Below are 15,981 nucleotides of genomic sequence, written 5' to 3'. Positions count from 1 at the left end.
CCCATTAGTAGCTGCTGCTCACGAAATTGCTGCATGTGCTGCTAAATTAGCACAAGAAGCAAGAGAAATCGAAAAAGCAAATGATACTGTTTTAAGAACTCCTCACATGAAAGAAGGAAACCCAGGTTGTAAAACAGAATTAATCTCAAAACCACAATAAGTAGCATTCCTGCTACTTCATTTTTTTATTTTTTTTACTATTTTTACAAAAATTAAAACATGATAGCTATGCGGCTATTTAAAAAAAAGAATTACCCTTGTTTTAAAAAAATTAAAAAAAAGATAGCTAAGTAAATTAGCTATAATACTCCTTTTGTAGAAGGAATCTGATCATGTTCAACTTTAACTGCTTCTTTTATAGATTTAGCAAATGCCTTAAAAACAGCTTCAGCTTTGTGATGGTCATTTGCTCCTTCAACAGTGCCGTAAATATTTACCTTAGCACTTGAAGCAAAAGATTCGAAGAAATGAATTACAACATCAGAAGTCATGTCTCCAATTTTTTCATTTTTAAAATCAAGATTCATATTGCAATAGCTGCGACCGCTAATATCAATAGCAACTGTTGCAACGGAATCGTCCATCGGTACAATCGCGTGAGCCATTCTCTTGATTCCTTTCTTATCGCCAATGGCTTCATCGAATGCTTCACCCAGCAAGATTCCAATATCCTCTATTGTGTGGTGGTCATCAATTTCAATATCTCCGGTTGCCTGAACATCCAAATCAACCATACTGTGTTTTGAAAATGATTCCAACATGTGATTGAAGAAATTTACTCCGGTTGAAATGTTATATTCGCCAATTCCATCAAGATCCATTTTTATATTGATATCAGTTTCAGATGTCTTTCTTGAAACATTTGCATTTCTAGTCATAATCTAACCTATAAAATAATTAATTTAACGTCAAAGCATTTATGCCTCTTCACCTGGACGTATGATTTTAATGCAGTCTGTAGGGCATTCCATTGCACATAATGTACAAACATGACAATATCTTAAATCTAATATATGTGCAACACGACCTACTTTCCAAATTTTAGCTGCTTTCGGACAAATATCATAACAATTTCCACAACCAATACATTTATCCTCATCGACTAAAATTTGTAACATAAATATCCCCTCAAAATCATAATTTCAATGTTGCAACAGACATTGCCTTAAATCCTATATATATTTCTTTACCAATATTAAGATTTAATTCTTTTTCCGCAGAAACTGTGATGTCACTGCATAAGACAACACCGCCAACATCAATTTTCACCCGAATGATCTCGTTTTGAAGTTTCATTTCAACGATTTGACCCTTTAAAATATTACGGATGCTTGAAGTTTGAGGTTCCAACATTAAAAAGATGTTATCATAACTAATTAAAGCGAGTATCTTATCTCCAACAACATATTTCCTATTTAATGGAGCATTAATCTCAAATTGATTCATTTTAATGGTCATTACGCCTTTAACTTCATTAATGTCAACGACTTCGGCTTCAATTTCATTAACGTCCTTATGAAGTTCCATAATTGCATTAATCTTTTTACATTCTTTCAAGATAGAGTATCCTTCATCAGTTAGTGAAGTTCCTCCACCTCCACCTTTCCCACCTTTTGTAGTGCTCACAATTTTAACATTCAATGTTGATTCCATTTTTTCAATGTAGTTCAATGCAGTCCTATATGAAACCTTAATCTCCTTTGCGGCTGCAGTAAGTGAACCAGTATCCAAGATTGATTGTAAAAGTTGATATTTTTTACTATCCAAAAGAAAAGAATTTCCATCAACATTTATTTTATATTCAACACCTGCTTTTACATCAGCCATTATAAATCCCCCGAATTATAATAGTATATTTATCGGTTTTATTATTAAATAACTTTTCTATTTGATTTGATATGATGAAAATCGAAAATATTTTCAATTGATATTTTCATATCGAAAAAATTAATCTCTAAATTCGAGTTTTTCAACAAGATTTAACATCTTATTTACCATTTTGGACAATGGACCAAATTTAGCTGAAAAATTCCTTAGACTTTCAATATCATCTTTCTGGAAGAATTTGACTAAAATCAAAGCAAAGAAATAGACAATCATACATGCAAATATTCCAGGGAATAGCCAAACAGTGGATTTTGGAATGAAATACGCAAATACGCCCATGATTGCGGAAGCCAACAATATTTTAACTATAGCCTTTGTAGGCGCCTTGGTTTTTGTCAATCTGAATACCATATAAACACAAGGGACCATCATCAAAAAGCAGGCAATGCTTGTAGCCAATGCTCCACCAGCAATTCCTAAAAATGGAACCAAATACCAATTGAGGGATCCTGTTACTATTGAACCCCCAACCAATATGTACATCGGAATCCTTGGATTTCCTATTCCTTGAATAATACTGGTTGAAATAGCAAATATGGAATAAAAGGTCATACCTAATGATAATATTGACAATGCAATTGCTCCTGCAACATAAGCTGGATTTTTAAAGTAAAGCACCCTTAAGGTAGGTGCCGCAAACAATGCCAGTCCCACACACATCGGAACAACGAACAGCAATGAGAACTTATATGCATCTGACACATACTTCTGAAGCATGTTAATGTCCTTAAGCTTGAATGCTTCGGATGAAGCCGGCAAAATCGTGGTTGCGATAGAAACGGAAATGATTAAAGGCAATCTTGCAATAGGATCTGCAGCCGCAAAAAAGCCTATCTCATCCAATGTTAAAAATCTACCCATTACAATAGTACAAATGTTATAAATAAGCATTTCAGCAATAGCTGTGATGATAACCGGAATGGAAAATTTAACTAAAGTTCCGGACAATTTTAACTCATCTCGTCTGGTAAAAACAAAATCTTCACTAGGTTTTGGAATTAAATCGCCCAGACGATATTTAAAAAGATAAAAGGCAGCAACAACAGATAGGGAATATCCTAAAACAGTACCCCATAATGCACCAATTACTGAAAATCCGATTAAAACGAAAACTGTCGCAAATAAGATCATACCAAGCTGTTCCACGGCACGGGTATATACGATATATTCCATCTTATATACTCCCTGAAATGCACCTCTAAATGCACCTACAATTACACTGAAAGGAGTAATCAGACCAATAATCTGCAATGGAATCAGGGTAACAGGTTTTTCTAAATAATCATAAGCCAGATATGGAGCCACAACAAATATCATCAAGGCTCCGAAGAACAGACCTAAAAATACCATAATCTTCAAGGCCGTATAAATCGTTTGTCTGGCCATGTCCTTTTCATCAACGGCTTCATACTCTGCAACATATTTTGCTATTGCAGGAGGAAGCCCACCCGCTGATAATGTCTGGAAAATTCCCTGAAACGGCAAAGTAATACCCAAAATACCATACGCAGTAGGACCTAAAAGAATAGCCATTAAAAATCGGTAGAGATATCCTCCAATACGGAAAATAATATTACCAACCAATATAATCAAACTGCCACGTATTAACTTATTTGCCATGATATAACCTTAAAAATTAACTATAACTAATATAAACATATGATACTATTTAAATATATACTTATTTAAGAAATTTTCAAATTCGACCAAAGTCCTGTTTAATGATTCCATTCCATATGAATCATTTTTAATATCTTCCAATGAATCATTTGACCAAAAAGAAGCGCCCAAATTAGAACCGAAAGGCCCTCCACTTACCGGAATGATTCCATGTATCATAAAATATGTTACATTTTTCAGATGCGCGAAATCCTGTCCGCCTGTGCGGTCTCCCCCGACCGCAATGCTCATTCCAATCTTGCCTCTTAAAATATTATAGTCAACTGCCTCCAAAGCTCTGGTTCGATCCATGATAGCCGCCATGTTGCTGCTGATTCCCCCGCTTTGAATCGGAGTGGCCAAAATAATTCCATCAGCATTCAAAAGACCATCATAGACTTCCTGCATATCATCATTGATTATGCATTCCTTATGTTCAAGGCAATAGTCACAATGCATGCAAGGTTTGATGTCTTTGCCCATACAAGTGAAAATTTCCGTGTCGAATCCATTTTCATCCAACTTAGCAAGCGCTTTTGAAAGGACATATTCCGTAGTGTTGTTTCGCGGACTAGCACAAATACCAAAAACTTTCATAAAAATAGTTTAGAATATAATTATTAAAATATTTTTAGAAAAAATAAAGGAAAATAGAGATTGTGTCTCTATTTTTTAACGGTAATTTTAACAGATTTTGAAACTGCCTTGTAATTTTTGTTTCCTGAATATCTAATAGTGGCAGTGAACTTTCCTTTTTTGGTCAATTTTGTTATTTTAAAAGTGGCTTTACCCTTAGCGGTAGTGGTTGCCTTATAGGTCTTACCTTTAACTTTTAAAGTAACCTTAACCTTCTTCATTGGCTTTCCGGTATTGGTCTTAAAAGTAATTGTATACTTCTTAGTCTTTGTTTTAACCTTGAATGTCTTTTTAGATGCAACTATCTTTGGTGTCGCTTTTTTAACAACGACGTTAACCTTTGAAGTTGAACCAACATACATCCCATCGCCTGCAAATGTTATTGATGCAGAATAGGTTTTAGGAGCTAATGAAATGGTTAATTTTGCTTTACCATTGGAATCAGTAGTTCTGTCATATGTTTTTCCATTTAATTTAATTGAAACATTCTTTTTTGATAAAACATTGCCTTTATTATCTTTTAAAGTTACAATCAGCTGTTTTCCACTTAAATAAGCCATATTTACATTATTTGCAGAGATGCTTGTTGTAATCTTTGGCATTGAAGTCACTAATATTTTCTGTAATGATAAAATAGTGGAAGCGGTTGAAACAAAAGAAATTGAATTTGTGGCTTTTATCTTATCTTTAACATTTACGGAGTAAACTTCACTGGTTAAAGTTTTACCATTCCAAACATCTGCAAATTTCTTTCCATTGAATATGATGTTGCCTTCACCCTTTTGGGCATTAGTTGCGAAAACATACAAAGTTGCATCATTTACATTATTTAAATCAACATTAATTAATGAATCTGACTTAACTTGTTTTAATGCACTGATTTCATCTGAAGAAAGCAAATCTGCGCCATTGGAAATATAAACATTTTTTCTAACGGAACTTCCTGTTGTATTGAACAAATAAATTAAAGTGCTTGGGCATACATTAGTAGTTGCTTTAGTTTTATCTAAACTAAATGTGTTGTCCCCTTTCTTAATTAAATCAGAAACATCGTAAACCAAAAGTCCATAACCATAGTCCTCATCAGCACCATAATTGGATTGATCCCTATAAAATCCGATTGGAGTTACTTTTACCCCATTAAACATTGTTGAAAACATGTTTTTACCTTCATTTACTCCTAAAGAAGGATTAAAGAAATAATATGGAACATAAATAAATGCTTTTACAAAGTTAGAATTTTTAGGCAAATTAACATTCCAAATATCAGTTCTTTTGAGGGTTGGAATCGGCAAGTAATTCTCTTTAGTGTCAATGACAATATCACCGGTAATAGTTCCATTGAAGAACAATGCATCTTCTTCATGAGGATATGCTAAATCCTTACCTAAATAACCGTTGTACAAAACAGGTAGAACATAAGAAGATGAGTCTACAATTTTGCCGTTTGACAAAATTACGGCTGTATAATTCACTTTATCATTAGTTTTCCCATATACTGAATTTTTAGTTACCGGACGAATAGTAGAATCTTTTAACATTAAAGAGATTGAATTCCTATTTAAAGTGATTTCCGTAGAATTGACACATATTCCATTAGCTAACAAATTCACAGTGAATTTTCCACTTCTAGTATTGGAAATATTTAGATTTATATTATTTTCAATGCCTGCAAAAACCAAATTGCCATATTCACTGTCAATATTAGAAACGGCTGTTTGTATATTTTTAGAAATAACAATGATTTGTTGCAATGCTTGAATTGTAGAATTGGTTGAAATGAATGAAATTGAATTATTATGCCTTATTTTATCTTTAATATCTAATGAATAAAGGTCTGTTGTATGTAATGTTCCATCCCAAACATTTGAATTTAAAATAGTATTAAATGAAATATCACCTTCATTTTTTTCAGCACCGGCAGCAAAAACATATAATTTTGCATCTTCAACCAAATCAGGATTTAAATCAACACCAACATTAGATGCAACATTCCTATTTGCTAAATTATAAATATTTCCAAGCAAATCAACACCATTTGAAATATATACCTCTTTAATTTTAGAACTTGGAGTAGTATTATACATGTAAATTAAAGTGCTTGGATAAACTGCAGGATATTCATCTTTCTTATTCAAAACAAATGTATTTTCTCCAGTTTTTATTAAATTTGTTACATCATAAACCAACAACCCATAACCATAATTAGCATCATCGGTTTCTGTTTGGAAATTATTCTGATCCCTATAGAATCCAACTGGAAGAGGAATGCCCCCATTAAATTTGACATCAAACATGTTTTTGTCTTCAGGAATCTTATTGAGATAATTTGGAATAAAATAATTGTAAGGTACATAAACGTATGCCTTTACAAAATTAGAATCTTTAGGCAAATTAACATTCCAAACATCAGTTCTTTTTAAGTCGATTCTTTCCAAATAGGAACTTTCATCCTTAACATCAATTACAATATCGCCCGTAATAGCCTCATTGAAGAACAATTCATATTCTTCACAAGGATATGCCAAATCCTTACCTAAATAACCATTATATAAAACAGGTATCAGATGAGATGAAGAGTTTATGGTCTTACCATTTGACAAAATTCTAACGGTATAGTTGACTTTATCATTTTTATTTCCATAGACTGAATTTGCAGTAACCGGACGAATTGTAGGGTCTGTTAAAGAAATGGTAGTGACCTTTTTAGAAATAGAGACTTTTTTTTCATCCACAACAACACCATCTGCTAACAAATCAACAACATAATCTCCCTTATTTTTTGTGGATATCTTAGTTGTTACAGTATTAGTGGTTCCTGCAAAAATACATATTGTAGGTTTGATATCATTGGAATATTCTGTTTTAAAATCAATATTAGTAGCATTATCCAAGTCATCATCATCAGAAAAATTATGATTAATTATTAAGACAGACATAACTTCCTTAAAAGATCCCCAACCATCTTTACTTGCAGTGAATGCAAGTTCAGTATCTGGAGCATAATAATCGGTTATATCCCATTTATGATATTGATAATATGGACCGCTGAAATATTCATCCTCTTCTTCATTAAAAAATAACGGGTCCCCATTAATTTCATAAAATGCATCATTACTTGAAAGTCCTATGTTGGTTATGGTAATTTTAGTCTTGGAATCGATATCCACATCATCGCAATTAAAATGAGTATAAGTTTTTTCATCTGTCCAGGCCTGGCCTACATTAACCCAATAATCAATACTATCCGAATCGCCATCATCATAAGCCAAAATCAATGAAATTAATTTAATTCTTCCGTCAAAACTTTTTCCTTCCATCGGCAAAGATGCAACATTAATGTTAATAGAAGTACCATTTAAACCCCGTACCAAATCTGTAATATCGTAAAAAATCATATAATCGGAATAACATTTATTAATATGATCATTAACCGGATAAATGACCCCATTTGTTGTTCCACTATTTATCCATAGTGATTCAGTGCTGTTAAGATATCCATTATCGGTTTTAATTGATATATCGGCAATGGAACCATAACTAGGTTGTGCAGTACCTGAATAAATATTAACATAAACATGCGCAAATTTAATATCCGTTGCTTTTGAAGGAATAGTGTAATCTAAATCACCATGATTACCATTTTTTGCATCAGAAGGCGCCCATGGATGCTTAGCAACAATGTCAACACCTCCAGAAACAGTACCTGACTCAACGGTATCTATATCATCACTAGTTATCTCACCCATAATCTCTTGATCAGAATAAGACAAACTTTCATCAGGAAAATCTTGGTTATCATAAGTTGATTCGATGTCTAAAGAAGTAGAGTTAACATCTTCTGCAGATACAACACCCACACCTACAAACATCATGAATATTAAACATGAAACCAGTAATATTTTTTTATTCATCATGAAAATCACTTAATTAAAAATTGTTTATTAAAAGTATTACAAAACTTACCAAATGAGTAATACTTTTTTAAATAAATTTAATAATTAATATTTATATTGGAGCATATGAATATAAATATTTTGCATTGGCAAATCAAAAAAATAAGATTTTGTCAATATTATTAAAATATCTGGTTGAATTAAAAAAATAAAAGAAATTAGGCTTAAATTAATAAGCCCATTTAAACTATTTTTTATGCTTTATTTACGGTTACTGTATTGCTTATTGTGTTTCCGTCGTATTCTGCAGTGATTGTGTAAGTTCCTGCCATCAAGTTAATTGGTAGGGTCGCAATACCTTCAGAGTTGGTTTTGCGGTCATAAGTTTTGCCGTTGATGGTGATTTTGATTATTTCACCAGCCATAGCAACAGGATTACCTTCACCGTCAGTCAATTGAACATCATAGCTTGTTCCGTCTTTGTAGAACATGTTGACGTCTTCAGCAACAATAGACATTTGAGGTTTGTTTACAGTAATTTTGTTGGTTATTTCAACACTGTCATATTTGCTGTCACCATCGAATTTAGCGGTCACATCGTATTGGCCTAAAGGTAAGTTGATTGGCAAGTTTGCAACACCGTTTTCATCAGTCTTACGATTATAAGTAGTTGTACCGATGGTTATTTTTACATAGGTGTTTGCAAGAGCATTGCCGTTGGCATCGGTTAATGTGACGCTGTAGACTGATCCGTCTTTATAGGACATGACAAGGTCATCAGCAGTTAAGACAGGGACAGCCTTGTTGACAGTTACAGTAGCTTCAACAAATGCATCAGTGTAATATTTGTTACCGCTGAATGTTGCATTGATTTCATAGGTGCCTGAAGCTAAGTTAATTGGTAAAATAGCAATACCTTCATCATTGGTTTTGATAGTATAAACTTTACCTAGAATACCAATGTTAACATTGACATTAGGGATTGCAACACCCTCAATACCTGTTAAAGTAACAGTCCAGCCACTACCATCTTTATAACTCATAACAAGATTATCAGCAGTTAAAACAGGAACAGCTTTATTGACAGTTACAGTAGCATCAACAGATGCAGGTCCATAATCATTAGTTCCATCGAAGGTAGCAGAAATATCATAAGTTCCAGGGTTTAAGTTGATAGGTAAGCTTGCAACACCATCAGCGTCAGTCACACGATTATAAACTTTACCAACAATACCAATTTTAACAACAGCGTTAGAAATAGCATTACCATTCTCATCAGTTAAAGTAACAGTCCAAGCACTACCGTCTTTATAATTCATGACAAGATTATCAGCATCAAGATTAGTTGACACTTTTGTGTTTTGAACTACTACCATTTGATGTAATGCTAAAATAGTAGAACCGGTTGAAACGAAATCAACAGCAATATCACCAGCATCAACACTGGTTTCAAACATGTCGAAAGTTTCACTAGTACCAGACCAAACATCAGATACAGTATCACCATTAATCACTAAGTCACCTTCACCTGCTTGAGCACCAGCAGCAAATACATACAAAGTAGCATCGCCATCAACAGTGTCAAATGCAGTACTGTAAACAGCATCTAAATTCTTATTATAAGTTTTAGATAACAAATCAGCCTCTTCAACAATGTAAACAGAGTTAATAGTAGAACTAGCAGGATTATCAACTAAAACAATTAATGAACTTGGATATACAGCAGCATTACCGCTTGTCTTATTGAATGCGAAACTGTTGTCACCATCAGCAACAAGACTAGTCACATTATAAACAACTAAACCGTAACCATAAGCACCATATCTACCTAAGTTACCTTGATCACGATAACTAGCAATAGGAGCAATTACTTGACCATTGAAAGTAGTATTCCAAGTATTAAAGTCGCCACCGGCAATTTTATCCCAATTATATGAAACATACAATAAGGCCTCTTTAACATTACCATCTAAAGCAACAGCGAAAACATCAGTTCTATTAGTAGCCGCACCTTTAGAATAACCATCAGCAGTTAAAACAATAACATCACCAACAAAACTGTACTCCCTTACAGTAGGATCAGCAGCAGGATACTCAAAGTCTTTACCTAAATTACCATTATAAACAACAACAAATGAGAAATCACCACTATTAATAGGACCATTAGCATCCTCAACAACAACAGTGTAAACAACATTCTCATTATTGTTACCAACAACAGTATTCTCGGTAACAGGTCTAATAGTAGAATCAACAATGTTCAAGGTGTAAGTCTCACCAACAGCATAATCAGCAATAGTCTCACTACCAACTAACTCATCACCAATGAATACATTAACAAGAACATCCTCACTATCAGCAATACCATTATTGGTAACTTTTAAGGTTAAATTATTGACAACACCAGCATAAATAGAAGGAACACTAGTGTATTCAGAAGTTAAAGTAATTTCAGCACCAGGCAATGCATTTTGAACTAGAACCATTTGATGTAATGCTAAAATAGTGGAACCGGTTGAAACGAAATCAACAGCAATGCTGCCAGCTTCAACACTGGCCTCATACATATCGAAAGTTTCACTAGTACCTGACCAAACATTAGAAGCAACATCTCCATTAATCACTAAGTCACCTTCACCTGCTTGAGCACCAGCAGCAAATACGTACAAAGTAGCATCGCCATCAACAGTGTCAAATGCAGTGGAATAGATTGCATCTAAGTTTTTATTGTAAGATTTAGATAATAAATCAGCCTCTTCTACAATATAAACACTATTTTCAATGCCGATAGCAGGATTTTCAACTAAAACAATCAATGAAGTTGGATAAACAGCAGCATTTCCACTAGTTTTATTCAAAGTAAAAGTATTTTCGCCGTCAGTGACGAAGGCAGTGACGTTGTAAACAACTAATCCGTATCCGTAAGTACCATATCTGCCTAAGTTGCCTTGATCACGGTAACTTGCAATAGGGGCAATTACTTGATTATTGAATACAGCATTCCAGGTATTGAAGTCTCCGTCTGCAATTTTATCCCAATTATATGAGATATATAATAATGCTTCTTTAACTTCGCCGTTTGCTAAATCGACTGATAAAACATCGGTTCTGTTAGTCTTAGCACCAGCACTATATGTATTTCCATTTGCAATGATGACATCACCAACAAAGGAGTATTCTCTTAAAGTCGGATTAGCACCAGGATAAGCATAATCCTTACCTAAATTACCATCGTAAACAACGACGAATGAGAAATCATCACTGTTAATTGGACCGTTAGCATCTTCAACAACAACAGTGTAGACTACATTTTCGTTATTGTTACCGATTATGGTATTTTCAGTAATAGGCCTGATAGTTGAATCAACAATATTCAAGGTATAGGTCTCGCCAACAACGTAATCAGCAATGGTTTGACTACCAATTAACTCATCACCAATGAATACATTAACAAGAACATCCTCACTATCAGCAACACCGTTATTGGTAACTTTTAAAGTTAAATTATTAACAACACCAGCATAAATAGAAGGAACACTAGTGTACTCTGAAGTTAAAGCAATTTCAGCACCAGGAACTGGTTTTTCATGAGTAACAACCAATACTTGTTCATAAACAACAACTGTTGTCATTGCTTTAGGATTTGTTAAATACCATGCTTCATTATCTTCGCTAATAACATCACTTACATCAGCAGCATATGCAAAACAAGTGTTATCACTGGAATAACTGCTCCATATCCTATTGAATTCCTTACCATTGAATGATAAGTCTCCATCAAGATTTCCGCTTGCTGAACCTGCAAATACATACCATGTTGCATCTGCCATATCAGTCAAATCAATATCCTCATATGGAACAAATACATTTGTTTTTCCGGAATAGCCTTCATTGTAATATCCATATAGGACATCACAGATATCAGTGAAGTAAACATCTTTAGTTTGAGTACTGCCAGGCAAATCATATAAAACCATTAAGGTGGATGGATATAATGCGCAATTGCCTGTTTTAGCAATTTCAAATGTGTTTTCACCGTCAATAAAGTAAGCACTTACGTCAAATACAACTAAACCATATTGATAAGATCCATAATAACCTAGGTTTCCTTGATCGGTTTCAAAGGACATATAATCATTGGTTATTTCAGCATCATTGAAAGTTAAAGTCCAGCCGTCTGGGAAATGAGAGGTATCCCAATTATAGTTAAAGTAAAGGAAAGCATTAACTAATTCGGCACCTTCAGGAAGAGAAATATCCCAAGTTTCAGTTCTGGACCTAGTAAATTGGTCTGCATATTTGCTTAGGTCTTGTGAAGCTATGATAACATCACCAGTAATGGTATATTTCCTGTTAACTTGATTATCATGACCTTCGTATGCGTAGGTTTTATTTAAATAACCGTCATATGCGACTTTTTTAGTGTATGTTTTTGAATCTATTACAATGTCGCCATATTTTACATTAACAGTATATGTAACAAGATTGTTGTTATATTGGTTAAATACTGTCTCAGATGTGATATCTCTGATGCTAGGGTCATTTATAATCAAGGTTGTTGTTCCAGCAGATAATGAATCAATTGTTTCGGTTGCAATTACGGTATCTCCTTCACTGCTTACAACTTCAACAACAACATTTTCCACAGCATCATTTTCATTATTATTTATTTTAATAGTTAAATTATTGTCAACACCTGCAAAGATACCTTCGCTCCATGGGGTGGTCAATGTGTTAACAGCAATATCCGGAAGAATTACTTCTTTTTCTGTTGCAGTTAATAAAATAACAACGTTTTTATAAGAACCTCCGTTATTGGTATAACCGAATTGTGTGTTTGAACCTTGTCTGAAGTAATCGCTTATAGCACTATTTTCAGAATTCCAATAGCCATTAATAAAGAAGGAACCTGATTGAGTTACTGTAGGATTGCCTATGAGATTATTATTCAATTTGAAATCTTTAGCTTGAGTACTGGACAATGCGATGTTTTGTAAAGTAAGGTTATCTATAGGACCATCGTATGAACGGGTATTGATAGTATCTGAGTCAGTACCTGTTGTCCAATGTTGACCAACATCTAACCAGTAGGTTATATTGTCATTGTCTCCATCATCATAAGCCAAGAACAAAGCAATCATTTTAATTCTACCATCGAATTCTCTTAAATTAGGATGTTTTGAATTAGCTACATTGATTGTAAGAGAACTTCCAGCATTTAAAGCAGAGACAATATCAGTAATGTCATAATAATAGTGATAATCAGAATACTGTTTGGTGGTATGGCCATTAATGGTATAAACTGTAGGGTCGCTTGCTTGATTACCGGTGTAAGTTAAATCCTCAGAACCTAAAGTTATTGTGGAATCAGTTGTTAATGTAACATCGGAATGCAATCCATAACCGTTAGAATTACCACTACCGGAGTAAGAATTCACAACAACAATAGCAGACTTAACATTTGTTACATCCTCTGGAAGAGCATATTGAAGACTTCCGCTGGTAGCCCATGGACTAACAGCAATTATCTTAGCATCACCGGAAACAACTCCAGTGTCAAATAAATACATTGCATTAACAGTTGAAGGAATATCCTCTTTAAGAGCTAATGTTAAATCAGTTTCTTCATTTTCTACAGTAACAGTGCTTGTAAGTTGTTTATAGCCTGTTGCAGTTACAGTAACAGTATAATCACCATAAGGAACATCTTGAATATCACAAACACCTTCATTATCTGTAGTGCCAGTGTAAGTAACTCCACTATTAGAAGTTAACACTACATTAGCATTAGCCACATATTCAATATTATTACAGATTACAGAAGCATGAACAGTACTAACTTCAGGTTGGTCCTCGACTGTTAATTCAAATTCTCTAAAAATCTCAAAGTCATCTAAAGTAATAGTATCAGTAAAGTCCTGATATCCATTTGCAGTTATTGTAACAGTATATTCTCCATAAGGAATATCATCAAAAGCGCAGTAGCCCAAATCGTCAGTAGTGGTGGAATAAGTAGTTTCACCATTAGCTGTAGATAACACAACATTAGCATTATTTATCCTATTACTGCCTGAATATACAGTAATATAAACATCACCGGTTGGCTCTTCTTCAAAAGCTTTGAATAATAAGATATTTGTTTTATAAGATCCCCAGCCTTCTTGGCTAGCACCGAAAGTAAATTCAGCATCGTCACCTTCCATGTAGTAATCAGTCAAAAAATTGTCCTCACTATTCCAACAGATATGCTTATAATAAGACCCATCAAGAATTATGGTAGGATCATTTAACTCTTCTCCATACAAAGTATATTCTTCGGCAAGATAACTAGACAATGCAATAGTCTCCAAAGTAAGATTATAATAACCCTCACCGTCATAAGAGCTAGTAGGAATGAATTCACTACCTAAAGCATTAGTCCAAGACTGGCCAATTTCCAACCAGTAGGTTAATTTATCATTATCGTCATCATCATAAGCCAAGAACAAAGTAATCATCTTAATTCTACCATCAAAACCATAATTTCCAAATTTGGAATTTGCAACATTAATAGTTAGAGAACTTCCAGCATTTAAAGCAGCAACAGTATCAGTTATATTATAAACATACTGATAATCAGAGTACTGTTTAGTTGTGTGGTCATTAATGACATAAACTACAGGGTCATTTGTTTGAATGCCATAATAATATAAATCCTCAGAACCTAATGTTGTGGTTGCAGTAGTTGTTAAGGTGACATCTGAATGCAATGCATAATTATTGGAGTTACCACTGCCAGAATAAGAGTTCACAATAACAATAGCAGACTTAATACGTTTTATATCACTTGGAAGAGTGTATTGGAGAGCGCCATTTGTAGTCCAAGGGTTGACACTAATTAAGGTAGCGGCACCGGAAACAACACCAGTTTCGGATAAATACATAGAATCCACTGGAGGTGTCTGTATAAGAGTCAATCCTAAATTTGTTTCTTCATCATTTACACTTACAGTACTGGTGAGTTTTTCATAACCGTTGGCAGTTACAGTAACTGTATAATCACCATAAGGAACATCTTGAATATCACAAACACCCTGCCTGTCAGCAACACCAGAATATATGGCTTCACTACCTACTGCTGATAGCACTACATTAGCATTAGGCACACCGGCATTATTGGATGTTACAGAAGCATGGACAACACCATTTTGAAGAGGTGCATTATCATTGACTTTAATCAAAACATATGAGTTGGCCATTTCTGGATTGCCCATCTCTAAAAATTCGATAACATATTCAAAAGAGTCTTCAGCAATGAATGTTACTTTATACTTTGAATCACTTGGAGCGAGATTCAAAGATGAAATATCCAAATCAAGTTTCCCATTATTTAACCATAAAGTTGAAATTCTCCTATTATCAAGTTGACACTCTACAGGAAAATTAGCTTCACTATTTTTAGAATTTCCAGTATATAATTCACCATGAATTGTATAACTATCCCCTTCATTGATAGTGATATCATCTTCATCAAATTTTATCCATGAATCACTTGATGAACTAGGATAGCTCAACGCATCATCATCATTCACTTCTAAACTTCCATCATCAATATTGGTATCCAATATTTCAGTACTTTCATCTGCAACCGATACAGTGCTATTATCGCCGTCATAAGCAGATACTGCGGAAATAGAAAGTACCAATACAAACATCAATACCAACAATGGAATCAATTTCTTGTGTATCAAAAATTAACCTCCTTATAAATAAATAATATTAAAATAACTAAGTTTAGTTATAATAATAAATATATAAATAGAGTATTAATAAATTTAACTAAATTATTACTAAATAATTAAAAAAAAGTAAAAAAGTATTACTATAATTTAATATATTGACAAATTTATTATACAATTGCATA

8 protein-coding genes are annotated in these 15,981 nt (G+C 33.6%); 1 reads left to right on the top strand and 7 read right to left on the bottom strand.

Going from position 1 to position 15,981, the window contains the following annotated elements:
• On the top strand, positions 1 to 160 hold a 160-nt coding region (locus tag QZU81_RS06845), incomplete at its 5' end, for a F420-dependent methylenetetrahydromethanopterin dehydrogenase (RefSeq protein ID WP_295590630.1).
• A gap of 139 nt (positions 161 to 299) precedes the next feature.
• On the opposite strand, the gene hisB is transcribed toward QZU81_RS06845, so the two are convergent.
• The 7 genes from hisB to QZU81_RS06810 all read right to left on the bottom strand — a co-directional run bounded on the left by hisB (position 300) and on the right by QZU81_RS06810 (position 15,808).
• The gene (gene hisB / locus QZU81_RS06840) at positions 300 to 878 is read right to left on the bottom strand and encodes an imidazoleglycerol-phosphate dehydratase HisB (protein WP_292852329.1); all 579 of its coding nucleotides are present in this window, start codon (positions 876 to 878) and stop codon (positions 300 to 302) included.
• Between the two features lie 39 nt (positions 879 to 917).
• Positions 918 to 1,118, bottom strand: a complete 201-nt coding sequence (locus QZU81_RS06835; RefSeq protein ID WP_292852332.1) for a 4Fe-4S binding protein — start codon at positions 1,116 to 1,118, stop codon at positions 918 to 920.
• Between the two features lie 16 nt (positions 1,119 to 1,134).
• Positions 1,135 to 1,827 (bottom strand): winged helix-turn-helix domain-containing protein, encoded by a 693-nt coding sequence (locus tag QZU81_RS06830; RefSeq protein ID WP_295590627.1) that lies wholly within the window; start codon positions 1,825 to 1,827, stop codon positions 1,135 to 1,137.
• A gap of 120 nt (positions 1,828 to 1,947) precedes the next feature.
• On the bottom strand, positions 1,948 to 3,507 hold the full coding sequence (locus QZU81_RS06825) for a flippase (protein WP_295590624.1): 1,560 nt from the start codon (positions 3,505 to 3,507) through the stop codon (positions 1,948 to 1,950).
• A 45-nt stretch (positions 3,508 to 3,552) separates the two neighbouring features.
• The gene (locus tag QZU81_RS06820; protein WP_295590622.1) at positions 3,553 to 4,143 is read right to left on the bottom strand and encodes a flavodoxin family protein; all 591 of its coding nucleotides are present in this window, start codon (positions 4,141 to 4,143) and stop codon (positions 3,553 to 3,555) included.
• A 68-nt stretch (positions 4,144 to 4,211) separates the two neighbouring features.
• Positions 4,212 to 8,099, bottom strand: coding sequence for a DUF3344 domain-containing protein (locus tag QZU81_RS06815; protein WP_295590619.1), 3,888 nt, complete (start codon positions 8,097 to 8,099; stop codon positions 4,212 to 4,214).
• A 233-nt stretch (positions 8,100 to 8,332) separates the two neighbouring features.
• On the bottom strand, positions 8,333 to 15,808 hold the full coding sequence (locus QZU81_RS06810; RefSeq protein WP_295590616.1) for a DUF3344 domain-containing protein: 7,476 nt from the start codon (positions 15,806 to 15,808) through the stop codon (positions 8,333 to 8,335).
• Between the last annotated feature and the right edge of the window lie 173 nt (positions 15,809 to 15,981).

This window comes from uncultured Methanobrevibacter sp. (assembly GCF_902770715.1).
GTDB lineage: Archaea > Methanobacteriota > Methanobacteria > Methanobacteriales > Methanobacteriaceae > Methanocatella.
Note: the sequence above shows the minus strand (reverse complement) of the source record. Positions and strands in the feature narration are given on the sequence as shown.